Source organism: Corynebacterium gottingense, assembly GCF_002285125.1.
Taxonomy (GTDB): domain Bacteria; phylum Actinomycetota; class Actinomycetes; order Mycobacteriales; family Mycobacteriaceae; genus Corynebacterium; species Corynebacterium gottingense.
Genome location: NZ_NSGN01000012.1, coordinates 1 through 16,890 on the forward strand (window position 1 = coordinate 1; position 16,890 = coordinate 16,890).

Below are 16,890 nucleotides of genomic sequence, written 5' to 3' on the forward strand. Positions count from 1 at the left end.
TAAGAGCGCAGTCCGTGAATGGCTAAAGTTACTAATAGGAGAACAAAGCTCCAACTATTCTGGGAAAATGAAAATATTAGTACGCCACAGATTTCGAGCTGCACTGAACCATTGGCGGGTGGAAAGGCGACGTTGACGATATGTGTTAAAACACATAGACCTGTGGATGTTCATAGCTGCAGGGGAGGTGCGGGTAATGCCCACAACGAAGTACGAAGAATTCATGAAGCCGTACAAAGAGCAAGCTTCGGTTGAAGCGAGGCGTGTGCACGAGGCGGCCGGAGATCGCAGCGCGTGACGCGATCGGCGCGACGCTAGCTGCCGCGCGTCAAAACAGGCGTCTTTCCCAGCAAGCGGTGGCCGACGGTGCCGGGATTCCGCAAGCCGAGTTCAGCCGGATCGAAAACGGGCTAGGGAACCCCACGGTTGATACTCTGCTTAAGATTCTCACCACGCTGGACTTGCAAATGACCCTGGAGTCGTCCTCCGTCTCTGTCTATAACCAGGGGAAATGAACTTTTTGCCGAAAAGTTAGTCGGCGATCGCGTCCAGCGGCGGGGTGGACGCGGCGCGCCGGGCGGGCCATAGCGCAGCCAGCGCGCCAACGATCACGGAGCCGCCCAAGACGGTGGCGATGAGACGGCCGGGGATGATGATCGTCGATAAGCCTTGGCTCTCCAGCACGGTCAGGAACGCCCAGCCGAGCCCCAGCCCGAGCAGGACGCCGAGGGTGGCACCGAAGACGGACATTTGCACCGACTCGAGCGTGATCATGGTGCGGATCTGGCGGCGCTGCGTGCCCACGGCGCGGAGCATGCCGATCTCCTGGCGGCGCTCAATAACCGAGAGCGTGAGCGTGTTGATGATGCCGAGGACGGCGATGATTACCGCCAGGGAGAGCAGCGCGTAGAGGATGAACAGCATCTGATCGATCAGCGTGGCGGCCTCGCCCGCGACGTCCTCGGCGGAGCGGACCTGCACTACGATGTCGTGGCGCACCGCATCCTCCAAGTTGGTGCGCAGCTGCGCCTGGTCCACGGTGCCGTCGCCGCTTACGCCCACCATGAGGATGGTTTCCGCCTTCCACGTGGCCACCTGGGCGGCCGCCTCGCCGGAAACGACGAAGGTTTGCAGAATGTTGGAGTCCTCGAAAAGGCCGCCCACGGTGACCTCGACGGTATCGGTGGACACCCCGGGTGCGGCGAGCTCGAGCGTGTCGCCGACGTGCCAGCCGCGCTCCGCCGCGACCTCGGCGGGCGCGATGAGCGTGTCGCCGGTGAGGTCCGCGGTGCCCTCTACCATGGTGAGCTGCAGCAGGTCGGCGGTGTTGCCGTCGATGACGTCGGTGGCGCCGGCGGCCCCGAGCTGGTGGCCGTACTCGCCGCCAACGGTCACGGGCGCCTGGCTGTAGCTGGTCACGGTCTCGACGCCCGGTGTTTCGGCGAGCCGGTCCGGCAGGTCGCTGGGCACAGGGAACGAGCCGAGCTCCGGGCCGTAGAGGACGTAGTCTGCGCTGACCTCGCTCTTAGCTACGTCGTCGACGGAGTGCTTCATCGTCGCGCCGAGCATGCCAATCACCGTGACCAGGGCGATGCCCAGCATGAGCGCGAAGGCGGTGGTGGCGGTGCGTCGCGGGTTGCGGTGCGTGTTCGTGGACGCAAGCTTGCCGACGGCACCGAACGGCAGCCCGATGGCCCGTCCAAACGGCGGCACCACCGGCAGGCTGAGCGCCGGGCCGGCGAGGAACAGGCCGGTGATCGCCGCCAACGCGGCCGCGCCCACCAGCGCAGCCCGGCGCCCGGTGGAGCCGCCGTCCCACGCCATGCCCGCGGCGGCGGCTGCGACGCCCGCACCGATGAGCAGCACGCCGGCAACCGTGCGCCATGTCAAGGGCTGGGGCGTGGCCGATTCGCTCGCGCGCATCGCCTCGACGGGTCGGGTGCGCCCCGCGCGGCGCGCCGGCGCGAGTGCGGACAGCACCGTCACCACGGTGCCCACGACCAGCGGCACGGCGACGGCCTGCCAAGATAGCCCCACACCCGCGTCCGGCAGGTCCAGGCCGTACCAGCGCATCGTCAGCTTGATCGCGGCGACCAGGCCCACGCCGGCGGCCACGCCGAGCGCGGAGCCGAGCAGGCCAACCAGCGCGGACTCCAGTGCGACGGAGCGCGTGATCTGCCCGCGCGTCGCGCCGAGCGCGCGCAGTAGCGCGAACTCCTTGGTCCGCTGCGCCACGATCATGGAAAAGGTGTTGGCGATGAGGAACGTGCCCACCAGCAGCCCCACCAGCGCGAACGCGATGAGGAAGTAGCTGACAAAGCTCAACGCCTCGCGGATCTGCGCGCTCGTCTCCTCCGCCACGGAAGTGCCCGTGGCGATCTTCAGGTCCGGGTGCGCGGCCCGAAGCTTTTCGACGATTGCCTCGTCCCCGACACGCTCCGCCGCCACCGTGAGCGCGGGCACCGTGTCGCCGCGCGTGTAGAACTCGGTGTACGTCTCCGGGCTCACGCGGAACTGCAGCGACGTCTTCTGCGAGAGGGCGTCGTCGTAGACGCCGGTGACGATGATGTCGTGGCGCCCGTCCTTGTCCACCGCGATGAGGTGCTGCCCGAGCGTGATGCCGTAGTGCTCGGCGCCGTTGGCGTTGACGACGGCCTCGCCGAGCGCGTCCGGGGCGTGGCCCGCGGTGAGCTCCGTGGGCGCGCCGACGGAGTCTTGGGCGCCGTAGTAGACGCTGACCCGGGAGCCGCCCATCTGGGTTTGGATGGCCTCCTCATCCTCGCGAGCTGCAACGATGGACTTTTCGGCGAAAATATTGCTCCGTGCTACCTCGGGGTCGGCGGCGATTGCGTCGGCCTCCTCGCGCGGGATGGCGCCCTTGCCCTCGCCGGGCCGGATGACCGCGTCGGTGCCGTCGAGGACGGTGCCCACTGCGGAGTCGAAGGTGGCGGACAGCATGGAGGTGAACATGAGCGCGCCGGAGAGGAACGCGGTTCCCAGTACGACCGAGAGCACCGTGAGTGCGAGCCGGAGCTTGTGGGCGGCCACGTTACGCAGCGACACCGTGGCCATCGGGGAGGCCATCTATCCCTCCATGGCGGACATGACCCGCAGGATCGTGTCCATGTCCGGGCGCGCCAGCGAGTCGACGATGTTGCCGTCGCGCAGGAAAATTACGCGGTCGGCGTAGGAGGCGGCCCGGGCGTCGTGGGTGACAATCACCACGGTTTGGCCGTCGCGGTCCACGGAGGTGCGCAGGATGTCCAGGACCTCGGCGGAGGAGTTGGAGTCCAGGTTGCCGGTGGGCTCGTCGCCGAAGATGATGTCGGGCCGGGAGACGAGCGCGCGGGCACAGGCGACGCGCTGCTGCTGGCCGCCGGAAAGTTCGGCGGGACGATGCGTGAGGCGTTTGGTCAGCCCGAGGCGCTGGGTGATCTCGCCGAACCACGCGCGGTCGATGGTGCGGCCCGCGATGTTGGTAGGCAGCGTGATGTTCTCCGCCGCGGTGAGGGTGGGCACGAGGTTGAAGGATTGGAAGATGAACCCGAGGCGGTCGCGTCGTAAAGCGGTGAGTGCCTTGTCGCCCAGGGCGGAGAGGTCGGTCTCGCCGATGTAGGCGGAGCCGGAGGTGGCGGTGTCCAGGCCGGCCATGACGTGTATGAGGGTGGACTTGCCGGAGCCGGAGGGGCCCATGATGGCGGTGAACTCGTCGCGACGGAACTCCACGTTGACGCCGTCGAGGGCGGTCACCTGCGCCTCCCCCTGGCCGTAGGTTTTGACCAGGTCGACGGCGCGCGCTGCTGGCGGTGTGGCCACGGTATTACGCCGCTACTACTGCGGGCGCAGCTCGAGGACGTTGATCATGCCGCGGAGCAGGATGTCCATTACTCGGGAGGTAATGCGGTAGCAGAAGTCCTGGTTGTCGTAGGCGAGGACGCCGATGGTGGCGAGCTGTGAGACGCCGTGGATGGATGCCCACAGCGCCATCATCTGGGTGTAGAGCACCCAGGTGGAGCGCGGTCCGTCGGACTGCGAGATCGCGTCGCGGACGATATTCATCAGGAAGGTGAACGCCTTGCCCATGTCGAAAGGCTGGGCGGTGCCGCCCTCGTCGTCGAAGGAGACGGGGACGATGGAGCGGCTGGCAATCTCGATGAGGGCGACGAATCCGACCGGGTCGGTCAGCGCGTACTGCAGGTAGCCGAAGCCGGTGGCCTTGATGTAGGTCAGGCCCGGCGAGCCTTCGGAGACGAAGCTGCTCTGGCGCAGGATCGTCTGGGTGTTGGCCTCGTCGAGGTGGACCTCAAGTTCGCGAAGGAGGGCCGCGTCGCCGTCGAAAAGCTGGCGCGCGGTACTCACTGGGAGGTCGGCTTGCTCGGCGGCGGCCTCCAGGGTCATCCCGTCGACGCTGCGGGCGATGACGACCTCGGCGGCGCCGCGGAACAGGGCCTCGCGCGCCTCGTCTCTGGTGCCACGCGGCATGTCCTTGGCCTTGGTGGTAAACGGCTCGAGGAGCTCGCCCTTGATGTGCTCCGGCTCGAAGGCCAGGATGTGGCCCTCCTTGATCGTGTCAGCGAGGCCGGACAGCAGAGTCTGCAGGGCCGCCTGGAAGGTCTGCCGCTTCGCAGTGGGGGAGAGGTGGCGCATGATGCCAAACGTGGCCAGGTGGGCGAGGCCGTGTATCTCCGAGAGGACCGCCATGGTCTCGCGGAGGATGAGGGCTTTGTCCACCGGCATGCCCATCTCCTCGGTGAGCTCCACCAGCAGCCGGATAATGCGCGTCGTCGCCGGCGGGAAGGCGCCCAGGTCCGGGGCGTTGTCGACCTGCGCCTCAAAGCTGGGGAACTGGTGCGCCACCTTCGAGCGGCTGTACGCGGCGAAGTAGGTGGGGTTGTCCAGTGCCTGGTTGAAGTAACCGGTGGCGTTGGCGCGCAGCTTCTGCGTCACCGACGCGTCAGCGGGCAGCTTTGTCAGCTCTTGGTCGACGAAGCCACGGAGGCGCTCGTCAAGGAACGCGCTGACCTCGCTATACAGATCCTCGTCGGAGCTGAAGAGTGTCTTCGCTTCATCGACGGTGATGCCTGCCAGGTCAGCGGCTGCCGGGATGGTCAGCGCGTCGCGGCCCCCGCGGCCGAGGAGGCGGGTGGCTTGGTCCAACAGGTGTAGCTTGACGGAACCTGTGCGGCCTGTGGACGAGGCGGGGTGTTGTTCTGCATTCACCCTCGCCAGTGTACCTCGTCTTCGACACCTGTCCCACCAAACCGCCGCTTCTCATTCAGTGTTTATGCACAACTTATGCGTAGCTTGGGTGATTAAAGTTTCTTCATAGAAAAACGGGCCGCGCCCGGGAAGGGGTGCGGCCCGTCAATACGGGAACCGAGGGTTACTCGGAGCCGAGCTTGCCGTCGATAGCATCGCGAGCCTGGTCGACCTTGTCGGCCTTGTCCTCGCCGAGCTTGCCCTTGGCAGCGTCCGCAGCCTTGTCCAGGCCCTTGTCGGTAGCTTCCTCGGAGTTCAGTGCATCCTTTGCCTTGTCAAAAACGCCCATTGTGCTAAATCCTTTCGTTCGGGTATTTGCTAATCCGTGGCCCCTCTCGGAACCAGTGGCACCCAACGTAGCGACCAATTGCGGACGCGTCGACCAATCTGGCGGATTTTAAGAGAATTGTTACTTCGCCGTGAGGTCCGCGTGGCCAGCATTGCGCTTCTCGACGCCACGCACCCACGCAATCGTCGGGTAGGTAATGGGCAACAGCACGACCTCCAGCAGCGTCTTCCACAGGAAGCCGACCAGGACGTAGTTGATGAAGTCGCCCGCCGTGCTGATGCCGATCACGCTCGCCGCGATCGCGCAGAACAGGAGCGTGTCCACAAACTCGCCCACGACGGTGGAGCCGATCAGGCGCGCCCACAGGTTGCCCGTGCCAAAGCGGTCCTTCATCTTCTGCAGGACCCACGCGTTGGAGAGTTGGCCCACCACGTAGCCGGCCAGCGACGCCGCCACGATCTGCGGCACCAGACCGAGCACGGAGGCGAACGTGTCCTGGGCGTCGTAGAAGTCCGCGGCGGGGAGCCAGATGGCGATGTAGAAGGAGACGACCGCGAGGATGGCGATGCCAAAGCCGGTGAACACGGCGCGGCGGGCCGCCTTGAAGCCGTAGACCTCGGCGAGGACGTCGCCGATGACGTAGGAGAGTGGGAAGAGGAAGAACGCGCCGTCGGTAAGCAACGGCCCCAACGCCACGCCCTTCTGCGCGGTGATGTTGGAGATGAGGAACACTGCGCAGAAGACGGCGAGCAGGATCGGGTACGGGGAGCGGGAAACTGGGGTATTTGGGGTTGTCACGAATGAGTATTCAACCATAAGTAGGCTCGGGGCATGTCTGCTGGGAGATACGCGCCCTCGCCGAGCGGGGACCTGCACTTTGGCAACCTGCGCACCGCTGTGCTGGCGTGGCTCTTCGCTCGCCGCACCGGCCGTGACTTCTACCTGCGCATCGAGGACATTGACTCGGAGCGTTCCAGCGCGGAATCGGCCGCGCGGCAGATCGAGGACCTCGAGGCGCTGGGCCTGGACTTCGACCCGCCGGTGACCTACCAATCCGACAACGGGGAGCGCTACGCCGCCGCGCTGGAGGGGTTGGAGACCTACGAGTGCTACTGCACGCGCCGTGACATCCGCGAGGCCGCCAGCGCTCCGCACGCCCGCCCCGGCCTCTACCCGGGCACGTGCCGCGACCTCACCGACGCCGAGCGCGAGGCGAAGCGGGCCGAGCTTGCGCAGCAGGGGCGGATGCCGGCGCTGCGGCTGCGCGCCGGGGTCACCGAGTGGCTCGCGCGCGATTTCTATGCCGGCGAGGTCGTCGGGCCGGTCGATGACGTCATCCTGCGCCGCGGCGGCAACCTCAACCAGGCCCAGGCGGGGGATTGGGCGTACAACCTCGCCGTGGTTGTGGACGACGGCGAGCAGGGCATCGACCAAGTCGTGCGCGGCGATGACCTCGCGTTTTCCGCGCCCGCGCAGGCCTACCTGGCCCACCTGCTGGGCTACGAGGAGCCCGAGTACGTGCACGTGCCGCTGGTGGTCAACGGGGAGGGGCGCAGGTTGGCAAAGCGCGACGGGGCGGTGACGCTGCGAGAGATGACGCGCGAGCGGCCGGTGGAGGCGGTGGTGGGGGAGATTGCGGCGTCGATAGGCTGCCCCGGCGTGGGCAGCGTCGGGGAGCTGCTGACACAGTTCGACCCAGGGGCGCTACCGCGCGAACCCTGGGTCTGGAGGGACTGAAGACTCCTCGTCTTATTCGTCGCCGCGCTGTGCGAGCTGCTCGTCGATGCGCAGCAGTCCCGCGCCGTCATTGCCAACGAGCTCCAGCTTGTCGATGATGCCCTGCGCGCTCGACTCCTCTTCAACCTGCTCGGAGAGGAACCAGTTAATGGTGTCGCGGGACTCCAGATCCCCCACCTCGTCGGCGACGCGGGCGATGTGGCGAATCTCCGCCGTCACCTTCTGCTCGTGCTCAAGCGAAGCCTTGAAGGCTTCGAGCGGGCTCGCGATCTTTGGCGCGTCGAGTTCGATGCTGGTGAGCACCACGCGCTGCCCGCGGTCCTGGAGGTGCTTGGTGAACTTGGCGGCGTGCTCCACTTCTTCCTGCGCCTGCGCAATGAACCAGGTGGCAGCGCCGTCGAAACCGAGCTCTGTCATCTCGTTGGCCAGGTGACGGTACAGGTACGCGGCGAGGTACTCCTCGGTGACCTGGGCGTTCATGACGTCGTAAAGCTTTGCGTCCATGGTGATCGGGCCTTTCTTCTGCGGGGCTGATGTCGTGTGGCCAAGCCTAGCCGGAAACGGCGTACGAGTGCTGTGCCGCTACGCCACCTCTCGAAGACCCCCGGCGTCCTCGTCAAACGGGGCTGTTGCCTGCCGGGGTGTGGGGGTTTCCGGTGTTTTTGGCTAGATGACGAGCGCAGGATGACGAGGATGCGGACAACGTCTCGCATCTTTGTCAAGGGGTTCTCGTCAAACAGGACGGAACTCGCCCCCGGCGAGCCCCGCCAGGCGCACAGCCCCCGGCAAAAATAAGGGGACCCCACGCACCTGCCAGAGCTCGCTGACCCTTGCTGCGTTCCCGCCCTGGGGGAGTTCACAAGATAAGCACCGCGTGGGATCCTGCCCCACACTGTAGCCAACAATTCCCGCGAGCTCCAAACCCCGCCAGAGCCCAATGCCTATCGACGCCCCGCCACACCCCTTGCCCAGCGGTTTTGGACCGAATAGGCGCATGCGCTAAAGTATTGCCACGACGCTGTGAGCGTTACTCATTGGAGGATTCGACTAGCGGCCTATGTCACACGCCTGGAACGCGTGCGGGTAGCAATACCCTCGTGGGTTCAAATCCCACATCCTCCGCCAACTCACCGGCACCCCGCAATCACGCGAGGTGCCGGTTTTGCGTTGCTGGGCGATCGCAGCCCCGTTGTAAGATCGGAGCAAAACGTTATCGCCTACCCACGATTGGATGCGTGAATCGCACATGGGACACACTCCGCTGACAGACCACACCCCGGAGCAGCTCGCTGATCTGGCGCAAGAGGTCCGCGCGCAGTACGCCGACCTGCAGGCGAAGGGCCTGAAGCTGGATCTGACACGCGGCAAGCCGTCGTCCGAGCAGCTGGACTTTGGCAACGAGCTCCTGGAGCTGCCGGGCAAGGACCACTTCGCGGACAGCGCCGGCGGCGACGTGCGCAATTACGGCGGCGGCGTGGGCATCCCGGACATCCGCAACCTGTGGGCGGAGGTGCTCGGTGTGGACCCGAAGCTGGTCATCGCCGGCGATTCCTCCTCGCTGAACATCATGTTTGACCTGGTGTCCTTCTCCTACATGTTTGGCAACAATGACTCCGCGCGCCCGTGGAAGGACGAGGAGCACGTCAAGTGGATCTGCCCGGTGCCGGGGTACGACCGCCACTTCTCCATCACCGAGCTGTTCGGCTTCGAGATGGTCACCGTGCCCATGCTCGCCGACGGTCCGGACATGGACAAGGTCGAGGAGCTGGCGAAGGACCCGCAGGTCAAGGGTATGTGGACCGTGCCCGTCTTCAGCAACCCCACCGGCACGGTCTACTCGCGCGAGGTGATCGACCGCCTCGCCGCGATGGAGACGGCCGCGCCTGATTTCCGCATCGTGTGGGACAACGCCTACGCCGTCCACACGCTCACCGACGAGTTCCCGGAGAACCCGAACGTGCTGGAGATCGCCGCGGCCGAGGGCAACCCGAACCGCTTCTGGTACATGAGCTCCACGTCCAAGATCACCCACGCGGGCTCAGGTGTGGCCTTCTTCGCCTCCTCGGAGGAGAACCTGGCCTGGTACACCAAGATCGCGGGAGTGCGCGGCATCGGCCCGAACAAGCGGAACCAGCTCGCGCACGCCATGTACTTCCACGACGCGGAGGGAGTCCGCGCCGTGATGCGCAAGCACGCCGGGTCGCTCGGTCCGAAGTTTGCGGCCGTCAACCGCGCGCTGGAGGATCGCCTCGACGGCTACGGCATCGCTCAGTGGACCAGGCCGGAGGGCGGTTACTTCGTGTCCCTGGACGTGCCGGACGGCACCGCGACCCGCGTGTGGCAGCTGGCCAAGGAGGCCGGCATCAAGCTCACGCAGGCGGGCTCCCCGTTCCCGCTGCACGATGACCCGCACGACCGCACCCTGCGCCTCGCGCCGTCGCTGCCGCCGCTGGATGAGGTCGTCGAGGCGATGGACGGCGTCGCGCTGTGCGTCCTCCTCGCCGCCATCGAGCAGCGTGAGGCCTAACCAGGCCGCGGAGTGGCTCCGCTCGTTATTGCCCGCGGAGCCATCGCTTATCGACGCCCCACCCGCCCCCTTCCCCGCCCTCGCCGCCGAGGGGATCGCCGCCACCTGCGGGTTTTCCGAGGTAGATACCGGACTCGCCCTCGAATCTGAGACGGGTACGGATGTGCGGTGCGAGATGGTGGTGCACGCGGGCGTCGATAAGCAACTGCTCGGTGCCGCACTGGGTGCCGCCGCGACGATGGTCCTGGAGCTGGGCGTGCCCGCGCAGCCCGGGGTGCTGCTGGAGCACCTGCTTGACCGGGTGGACCTGCCGGCTGGGGTGAGTGTGCGGCACGGGTGGCTGCGCGAGCCGCGCCTGTTCGAGCAGGGCACGCCGCTGGTGCGCGAGCCCGGGCGCCTGACGCTGCTGCTGGAGCTGGTGCTGCTCACAGACGACGAGTTCGCCATTGCCTCGGAGCAAGGCGGGGCTGTGCTCGAGCGGCGGATGCGGCGGCGCGGGGCCGCAATGGCCGACTGGCATCGCGATGCCTAAACTTGGGCGGCGTGGCTCTCTACCGGAAATATCGTCCCGCGACCTTTGGTGAAGTAATTGGCCAAGAGCAGGTGACAGTCCCGCTGTCGACCGCCCTGGACAACGGGCGCATCAACCACGCCTACCTGTTTTCAGGCCCGCGCGGTTGCGGCAAGACCTCGTCGGCCCGCATCCTTGCCCGCTCCCTGAACTGCGTGGAGGGGCCGACGTCCACCCCGTGCGGGGTGTGCGACTCGTGCCGCTCGCTCGCGCCGGGCGGGTCCGGCAACCTGGACGTGATGGAGCTGGACGCGGCCTCGCACGGCGGCGTCGACGACATGCGCGACCTGCGCGAGCGCGCCATGTTCGCGCCGGCGGAGTCGCGCTACCGCGTTTTCATCATCGATGAGGCGCACATGATTTCCCAGTCCGGTAACAATGCGCTGCTGAAGATCGTGGAGGAGCCGCCGGAGCACCTCATCTTCATCTTCGCTACCACGGAGCCGGAGAAGATGCTGGGCACGATCCGCTCCCGCACTCACAACTACCCGTTCCGCCTGCTCACCCCGCAGGCGATGCGCGAGCTGCTCGAGCACGTCGTGGCCGAGGAGGGCGCGCAGGTCGACGATGCTGTCTATCCGCTGGTCATCCGCGCGGGCGGCGGCTCGCCCCGCGACACCCTGTCTGTGCTGGACCAGCTGCTTGCCGGTGCCGGCCCCGACGGCCTGACCTACGACCTGGCGCTGCCGCTGCTTGGCGTGACGGACCTTTCGCTTCTCGACGCCGCCGTGGACGCCCTCGCCTCCCGCGATGCCTCCGCCATCTTCCACACCATCGACAACGTCATCGAGTCCGGCCACGAGCCGCGCCGCTTCGCCCTCGACCTCCTCGACCGGCTGCGCGACCTGCTCGTGGTCCGCACCGTCCCCGACGCGTTTGGGCAGGGGCTTGTCGACGCCCCCGTGGACCGCGCCGACATCCTCCGCGCAGAAGCCGAGCAGTTCAGCCCCGCGCAGCTCTCGGCCCTGGCCACCGAGGTCAACGACCGCATCCAGGACCTCCGCGGCGCCACCTCGCCGCGCCTGCTGCTGGAGGTCATGATGGCGCACCTGCTCACCATCGATGGTGGGGCCGGGGCTCCCGCTCCCGGTTCTGCCGCCCCGGCGCAGCGGCCAGCGTCCGGCGGCTCTGCTGGTGGTGGCGCTGGTGGCGGCGCTGCGGCTGCGGCGGCGGCCGCTGCGGCGGCTGCCGGTGGGCGAGGCCAGGTGCGCAGCAAGTCCACCCCGCCGCCGCAGCGTGCCCCGCGGCCGGAGCCGCAGCAGCGCGAGCAGGCGCCGCAGGAAACTCCTCCGCAGGAAAAGCCGCAGCCCACCCCGCCCGCGGAACCCGCCAGGCCGGCTGCGCCAGCCGAGCCCACGCCGCAGGAGCCAAAGCAGCAGAAGCCCGCGCCGCAGGAGCCTGCGGCTGCTCAGGCCCAGGATTCCCAGGACCCTGACGAGCTGTTCGAGCGCGTCCACCGCGATTGGACGCAGCTGCGCCAGTCCGTCGGCAAGCGCAACAAGGTCGCGGAAATCATGCTCACGGAGGCGAAGCCCCTTGGCGTGGATGGTCAGACCCTCGTGATCGGCCACAACACGGGCGCGCTTGCAGAGCGCATCAACGCGGACCGCAACAACGCCGACATCGTCGCTGTGTTTGAGGAGAAACTTGGACGTCGCGTGCAGGTGCGCTGCGTAGTGGGCACCGACCCGTCCGCGGCGAACGTGCGACCGCGGGCGACGCCGCGCGCGGAGCAGGTGTGGAACCCGAACCAGGGGACCTCCTCGAACGAGCCGGCACCGGAGGAGCCTGCGGGGGCGCCGACAGCACAGAAGAGCCAGAAGAACCAAAAGAACCAAAAGAACACAGCCAACGACTGGAAGGCCGCCGCGCAGGCGGCGAGCCGGAAGGCTGCGGAAAAGGCGCAGCGCGAGCGCGACGAGATCCCGCTGCCGCCCGAGCCGATGGACGACGAGCCCGACTACGACCCGTACGCCGACGGCGACGGATTGCCGCAGGACCCGGCGCAGGCTCCGTCACAGTCACAGCCACAGGCGGCACCGGCGCCGCAGCAGCCGGAGCCGGCACCGCAGCCGGCTCCGGCGTACACGCGCGAGGACGAGGAGCGCGACATGGCTGAACAGGCGTTCTCGGAGGAGGGCACGATCGATCACCGCGACGCCACCGAGGTGGCCATGGAGCTGTTGAGTAAGGAACTCGGCGCGAAGCCGATGTAGCCGTTCGCTGGTAGCAAACAGGCGCGGAAGGCGGCGCGGGAACGGGTACACTAGGCCGGGAACGCACCGCCCCAGTCGGGGGAAACAATACTGAGAAAGGTTGCACACCATGACCGAGCCGAACATGCCGAACGATATGCAGGACCTCATCCGCCAGGCGGCGGAGGTACAGGCGCAGCTGCAGCAGGCCCAGCAGGAGCTGCTGGCTACTGAGGTCACCGGTACCGCCGGCGGCGAGCTGGTGAAGGTCACCATGACCGGCGGCGCTGAGATCACCAACCTGGAGATCAAGAAGGAAGCGGTGGACCCGGAAGACGTCGAGTCCCTGCAGGACCTTATCCTCGCTGCGTACCGCGACGCGCACACCAAGGCCGGCGAGCTCGCGCAGGAGAAGATCGGCCCGCTGACCGGCGGCTCCGGCCTGGGCCAGCAGGGCGGCCCGACCGGCGGCCAGTCCGCTGGTGACGGCGAGATCCCGTTCGGCGGCATCATCTAAGCACCGCACTGTTTTTACGTCTGTAGCGCCTGGCCGTGGGGCCGGGCGCTTTGGCGTGTAGTACCCCCGCAAACCAAAGCAAATCAGGGCAAACCAAGGAGGCAATGCCATGTTTGAAGGCCCGCTGCAGGACCTGATCGACGAGTTCTCGCGCTTACCCGGCGTCGGCCCCAAATCCGCCCAGCGCATCGCCTTCCACCTGCTGAAGACGGAGCCGGAGGACATTGACCGGCTGCGCTCCGCGCTGGCTGCGGTGCGCGACGGCGTGACGTTCTGCCGGATCTGCAACAACGTCTCCCGCGACGAGGTATGCCGTATCTGCGCCGACTCCGGCAGGGATGCCACCACGGTGTGCGTAGTGGAGGACGCCAAGGACATCCAGGTCATCGAGCGCACCGGCGAGTACAGCGGGCGCTACCACGTGCTCGGCGGGGCGCTGGACCCGCTGGCCAACGTCGGCCCGAAGGACCTCGCCATCGCCCCGCTGCTCAAGCGCATCGGTGGAGTGCTGCCGGACCGCGACGGCGAGGATTCGCCGCAGGTCAGCGAGGTAATCCTGGCCACCGACCCAGACACCGAGGGCGAGGCGACCGCGTCCTATTTGGTGCGCTTGCTCAAGGACTTCCCGGAGCTGACCATTTCGCGCCTGGCGTCGGGTATGCCGCTGGGCGGCGACTTGGAGTTCGTGGACGAGCTCACGCTGTCGCGCGCGCTTAGCGGCCGTTTGAAGCTGTAAGCGGGACCCGCTACTTCAGCCGCTCGGCGCGCAGCGCGTCCACCACGTCCAGCTCCAGCGGGGCGAGCTCCGCGGTGTCCACGCCGAGGGCGCGGGCGAGGAGGAGGTCCGCCAGCTGCGGGTTCCGGGCCAGGACCGGGCCGTGCATGTAGGTGGCGATCACGCTGCCCTGGACCGCGCCCTCGACGGTGCTGTCCAGGTTGCCCACGCCACGCGTGACCCGGCCGAGTGGCTGGGCGTCCGGGCCGAGGACGGTGCCCCCCATGTGGTTTTCAAAGCCGGTGAGGGGCTCGGTGAGGAGGTCGGTCGCCGGGGTGGTGGTGACTTCGCCGATGGCGCGGGTGGAAAGGGGGGTGGTGGTGGCGTCGATAAGCGAGATGCCCTCGACCGAACGACCAGCAGCGTTGAAGGAGTGGCCGAGGACCTGCAGGCCTGCGCAGATGGCCAGGATCGGGGTGCCGTTGTCGGCGGCTCGCTGCAGGCCTGGCGACGCCTTGAGTCGCTCCGCGGCGAGCACCTGTGCCGAGTCCTCGCCGCCGCCGAGCGTGTAGACGTCGCAGTCGGCGGTGATCTCGTCGGTGAGCAGGAAGGGGCGGATTGCCGCGTCGAGGCCGCGCATGCGGGCGCGCTGGCGCAGGACGAGCGCGTTGCCGTCGTCGCCGTAGGTGCCCAGGACGTCGGGCAGAATCAGGCCGATTGTCAGTTGCTTAGCCACGGTAATCCTCCTGCTTGGCCAGGTCCCGCTTCAGATCGCGGAACGCGGTGTAGTTTGCCAGCACCTCGACGCGCCCCGGCGGGCAGGCGCGGATCGCCTCAACCACGTCGTGGACCACCTCGTGCTCGATGCCCGCGTACAGCAGGCGCACCGCCAGGTCCGTGCCGCGCTCGCCGGCGGACTTCACCGCGATGCCGTCGAAGTCCTCAAACTTCACGTCCCACAGCCAGGACACGTCCGCGCCGTCGCCCTGCTGGGCGTTGACCGCGATGACCACGCCGTCCGCGTCGCGGTCCAACATGGTCAGGGCCTCCTGCCAGCCGGCCGGGTTCTTGGCCAGCAGCAGGCGCACCTCGTGCTCGCCGAGTGTGACCGTGGCGTAGCGGCCGGCCACGTTGTCCACGCCTTCCACGGCGCTTACGGCCTTGTCCAGCGGGACGTCGTAGGCCTCGACGGCCGCGGCGACGGCCTGGGCGGCGTTGCCGCGATTCGCGCGGCCGGGCAGCGTCAGGTGCATGGGCACCTGGCCGGACGGGGTGGAAAGGCCCTGCGCATCTACCGTGTAGGTGGGGGAGGGGCGGCGGAACTCGGTGCCGTCCGCGAGCTTTTCGGTGGCGTACCAGTCGCCCTCCGGGGTGCGCACGACGTAGCCGGGCCCGCGCGGGTTGGTCACCGAGTCATTGACCCAGCCCGCGCCCGCGGACACCCACACCACGTTGGGGTGGTCCCATGCCACCGACGTCATGAGGACGTCGTCGCAGTTGGCCACCACCGTCATCTCGGGGCTCTTTTCCACACATGCGCGCAACGCCCGCTCGATCTTATTGATCTCGCCCACGCGGTCCAGCTGGTCGCGCGACAGGTTGAGCAGCACGAGCGCGTCCGCGTCCAGGCTCTCCGCCACGTGGGGGACGTGGAGCTCGTCTACCTCGAGGACGATGTTGGCGGCGTCGCCGCCCGCCATGAGGGCGGAGATGATGCCGGCGTCCATGTTGTCGCCGCCCTCGTTCGTGGCCACCGTGTACGTCGTGCGCAGCGCCTGGGCCAGCATGCGGGTCGTGGTGGATTTGCCGTTGGTGCCGGTGACCAGCACCGTGGGCCGCCCGCGGCCCAGGCCGTCCATAATGTTCGGGTCGATCGCGCCCGCGACCAGGCCGCCGATCATGCCGCCTGCGCCGCGACCGGTGGCGCGGGAGGCGGTGGTGGCGAGCTTCGCCGCTGTGAGCGCGGCGTTCGTGCGGATGCGTGCAAGGCGTCCTCTCGGATTCATGAGCTCTACGTTAGTGCACGCGCTCTGCAGAACCCATCTGCTCCACGGCGGTGAGGAACTCCTCCCCGGTCAGTAGCGGGATGTCCTTGCGGTGCCCGTGCATCGCCTTCCCGCGGAGTTCGTCCGGCGACGCGCCCCTCGCCATGGCGTCCGTGACCACTACGGAGCTCTCGCGGGTGAGCTTTTCGGTGTAGGTCAGGCCGGCGCGGACGGCGGCGTCGATAAGCGTGTCGGGCTCGAGCGCGATGTCGTCGGTGACCACGACCTCCATGCCCTTGCGCAGGCCGGTCTCCCGGGAGTACTTGCCGGGGTTGTCCGCCGCGGCACCGGCCTTCTCCGCGTCGACGCGCACGGTGGAGCGCTGCAGGCCGAAGCGGTCCGCGGCGAGCTCGTCCGGCGCGCGGCCCGGCACCTCGCCATGCTCACGGAGCTGCATGTACATGGCCACCAGCTTGAGGGTCTGCTCGCGCGAGATCTCCGCCTCGGGGCGGGCGGCGCGCTCCGCGTTGGCCACCGGCGACTCGGAGGCCACGCCAATCAGGTCCGCGACGGCCCCGATGCGCAGGTCCGTGGGCACCACGCCTTGCCGACGCGCCGCGGCCAGCAGGTCCACGATCTGGGTGGGGTGCGGGACGTGGCCCACGCGCTGGCGGCGGCGCCCGTTGCGCTTCTTGCGCGAGCGGTTGGCGCGGGCGGCGGCGCTCATGGCGCGGCGCGCCTCGCTGACGATGAAGCCCCAGGTAGTGGGGGTGTCGAAGGTGACGAGCACGCGGTTGTCGAGAAGCTTGTCCAGCGACTTAAGGAAGCGGGTAAAGCGCGGGGCCTGGGCGACCTCGTGGGTGCTCAGGCCGTGGGTGTGGCGGGGGCCCGGGTCGCAACCGGGGTTGATGACGGCGTGGAATTCCTCGCCGACGCGGCCGCCGTCATCAAAGGTCACGGCATCGATGGTGAGGATCCGCCCGGTGGACGGGTGGATGCCCGTCGTCTGCGCGGAGAGCGCAACGTAGGGGTAGGACTCGTTCGATGTCATTGTTCACATAGTAGTCGGGCCGCGGGCGGTGCGGCCCGCGCCCT

At 67.8% G+C, this 16,890-nt stretch carries 16 protein-coding genes, 1 tRNA gene and 1 other RNA gene; 8 read left to right on the top strand and 10 right to left on the bottom strand.

Features of this window, described 5'->3' with window-relative positions; genetic code table 11:
* The first annotated feature begins 263 nt into the window (after positions 1 to 263).
* Positions 264 to 515 carry a type II toxin-antitoxin system RelB family anti-toxin gene (locus CKJ82_RS12170; protein WP_369825041.1) on the top strand — a complete coding sequence of 84 codons (252 nt, stop codon included), beginning with the start codon at positions 264 to 266 and terminating at the stop codon, positions 513 to 515.
* Positions 516 to 531: 16 nt separating this feature from the next.
* Here the strand turns inward: CKJ82_RS12170 and CKJ82_RS10640 are convergent, their stop codons facing one another.
* From CKJ82_RS10640 to CKJ82_RS10660, 5 genes are all read right to left on the bottom strand, one after another.
* Complete coding sequence (locus CKJ82_RS10640) at positions 532 to 3,084, bottom strand: ABC transporter permease (RefSeq protein ID WP_095538124.1); 2,553 nt, start codon at positions 3,082 to 3,084, stop codon at positions 532 to 534.
* Entirely contained in the window at positions 3,085 to 3,816 is a 732-nt protein-coding gene (locus CKJ82_RS10645) for an ABC transporter ATP-binding protein (protein WP_095538125.1), read from the bottom strand.
* A 15-nt stretch (positions 3,817 to 3,831) separates the two neighbouring features.
* On the bottom strand, positions 3,832 to 5,220 hold the full coding sequence (locus CKJ82_RS10650; protein ID WP_095538126.1) for a TetR/AcrR family transcriptional regulator: 1,389 nt from the start codon (positions 5,218 to 5,220) through the stop codon (positions 3,832 to 3,834).
* A 163-nt stretch (positions 5,221 to 5,383) separates the two neighbouring features.
* Entirely contained in the window at positions 5,384 to 5,548 is a 165-nt protein-coding gene (locus CKJ82_RS10655) for an antitoxin (protein ID WP_095275241.1), read from the bottom strand.
* Positions 5,549 to 5,668: 120 nt separating this feature from the next.
* Entirely contained in the window at positions 5,669 to 6,364 is a 696-nt protein-coding gene (locus CKJ82_RS10660) for a queuosine precursor transporter (protein WP_095538127.1), read from the bottom strand.
* A 15-nt stretch (positions 6,365 to 6,379) separates the two neighbouring features.
* Here CKJ82_RS10660 and gluQRS point away from each other — a divergent pair, with 15 nt between their 5' ends.
* A complete protein-coding gene (gluQRS, locus tag CKJ82_RS10665; protein ID WP_095538128.1) occupies positions 6,380 to 7,285 on the top strand; it encodes a tRNA glutamyl-Q(34) synthetase GluQRS in 906 nt (301 codons plus the stop codon).
* A gap of 12 nt (positions 7,286 to 7,297) precedes the next feature.
* Here the strand turns inward: gluQRS and CKJ82_RS10670 are convergent, their stop codons facing one another.
* Both CKJ82_RS10670 and ffs read right to left on the bottom strand, forming a co-directional pair.
* Complete coding sequence (locus CKJ82_RS10670) at positions 7,298 to 7,789, bottom strand: ferritin (RefSeq protein ID WP_095538129.1); 492 nt, start codon at positions 7,787 to 7,789, stop codon at positions 7,298 to 7,300.
* A gap of 284 nt (positions 7,790 to 8,073) precedes the next feature.
* Positions 8,074 to 8,172: signal recognition particle sRNA small type (gene ffs, locus CKJ82_RS10675), an RNA gene on the bottom strand.
* 149 nt (positions 8,173 to 8,321) lie between these two features.
* Between ffs and CKJ82_RS10680 the strand changes: the two genes are divergently transcribed.
* The 6 genes from CKJ82_RS10680 to recR all read left to right on the top strand — a co-directional run bounded on the left by CKJ82_RS10680 (position 8,322) and on the right by recR (position 13,831).
* A tRNA-Ser gene (locus CKJ82_RS10680) sits at positions 8,322 to 8,410 on the top strand.
* Between the two features lie 106 nt (positions 8,411 to 8,516).
* On the top strand, positions 8,517 to 9,812 hold the full coding sequence (locus CKJ82_RS10685) for an aspartate aminotransferase type Ic (protein WP_276291594.1): 1,296 nt from the start codon (positions 8,517 to 8,519) through the stop codon (positions 9,810 to 9,812).
* The gene (locus tag CKJ82_RS10690) at positions 9,802 to 10,344 is read left to right on the top strand and encodes a suppressor of fused domain protein (RefSeq protein ID WP_095538131.1); all 543 of its coding nucleotides are present in this window, start codon (positions 9,802 to 9,804) and stop codon (positions 10,342 to 10,344) included. The genes CKJ82_RS10685 and CKJ82_RS10690 overlap by 11 nt, the downstream gene beginning before the upstream one ends.
* 11 nt (positions 10,345 to 10,355) lie before the next feature.
* Positions 10,356 to 12,599: a DNA polymerase III subunit gamma and tau gene (locus CKJ82_RS10695; protein ID WP_095538175.1), complete on the top strand. Its 2,244-nt coding sequence runs from the start codon at positions 10,356 to 10,358 to the stop codon at positions 12,597 to 12,599.
* A 109-nt stretch (positions 12,600 to 12,708) separates the two neighbouring features.
* Complete coding sequence (locus CKJ82_RS10700; RefSeq protein WP_095275234.1) at positions 12,709 to 13,095, top strand: YbaB/EbfC family nucleoid-associated protein; 387 nt, start codon at positions 12,709 to 12,711, stop codon at positions 13,093 to 13,095.
* 109 nt (positions 13,096 to 13,204) lie between these two features.
* Complete coding sequence (gene recR, locus CKJ82_RS10705; protein ID WP_095275233.1) at positions 13,205 to 13,831, top strand: recombination mediator RecR; 627 nt, start codon at positions 13,205 to 13,207, stop codon at positions 13,829 to 13,831.
* Positions 13,832 to 13,841: 10 nt separating this feature from the next.
* Here recR and CKJ82_RS10710 read toward each other — a convergent pair whose 3' ends face one another.
* Genes CKJ82_RS10710 through CKJ82_RS10720 form a run of 3 tightly spaced genes read right to left on the bottom strand, consistent with a single transcriptional unit; the run spans position 13,842 to position 16,846 of the window.
* Entirely contained in the window at positions 13,842 to 14,546 is a 705-nt protein-coding gene (locus tag CKJ82_RS10710) for a type 1 glutamine amidotransferase (protein WP_095538132.1), read from the bottom strand.
* A complete protein-coding gene (locus tag CKJ82_RS10715; RefSeq protein ID WP_095538133.1) occupies positions 14,539 to 15,816 on the bottom strand; it encodes a Mur ligase family protein in 1,278 nt (425 codons plus the stop codon). Before CKJ82_RS10715 ends, CKJ82_RS10710 begins: the two co-directional genes overlap by 8 nt.
* Positions 15,817 to 15,826: 10 nt before the next feature.
* Entirely contained in the window at positions 15,827 to 16,846 is a 1,020-nt protein-coding gene (locus CKJ82_RS10720) for a DNA polymerase III subunit epsilon (protein WP_095538134.1), read from the bottom strand.
* Between the last annotated feature and the right edge of the window lie 44 nt (positions 16,847 to 16,890).

Coding starts and splice junctions, on each gene's coding strand:
- CKJ82_RS10640 (WP_095538124.1), bottom strand. CDS start 3,084: ATGGCCTCCCCGATGGCCACGGTGTCGCTGCGTAACGTGGCCGCCCAC.
- CKJ82_RS10655 (WP_095275241.1), bottom strand. CDS start 5,548: ATGGGCGTTTTTGACAAGGCAAAGGATGCACTGAACTCCGAGGAAGCT.
- CKJ82_RS10660 (WP_095538127.1), bottom strand. CDS start 6,364: ATGGTTGAATACTCATTCGTGACAACCCCAAATACCCCAGTTTCCCGC.
- gluQRS (WP_095538128.1), top strand. CDS start 6,380: ATGTCTGCTGGGAGATACGCGCCCTCGCCGAGCGGGGACCTGCACTTT.
- CKJ82_RS10670 (WP_095538129.1), bottom strand. CDS start 7,789: ATGGACGCAAAGCTTTACGACGTCATGAACGCCCAGGTCACCGAGGAG.
- CKJ82_RS10685 (WP_276291594.1), top strand. CDS start 8,517: ATGCGTGAATCGCACATGGGACACACTCCGCTGACAGACCACACCCCG.
- CKJ82_RS10700 (WP_095275234.1), top strand. CDS start 12,709: ATGACCGAGCCGAACATGCCGAACGATATGCAGGACCTCATCCGCCAG.
- recR (WP_095275233.1), top strand. CDS start 13,205: ATGTTTGAAGGCCCGCTGCAGGACCTGATCGACGAGTTCTCGCGCTTA.
- CKJ82_RS10715 (WP_095538133.1), bottom strand. CDS start 15,816: ATGAATCCGAGAGGACGCCTTGCACGCATCCGCACGAACGCCGCGCTC.
- CKJ82_RS10720 (WP_095538134.1), bottom strand. CDS start 16,846: ATGACATCGAACGAGTCCTACCCCTACGTTGCGCTCTCCGCGCAGACG.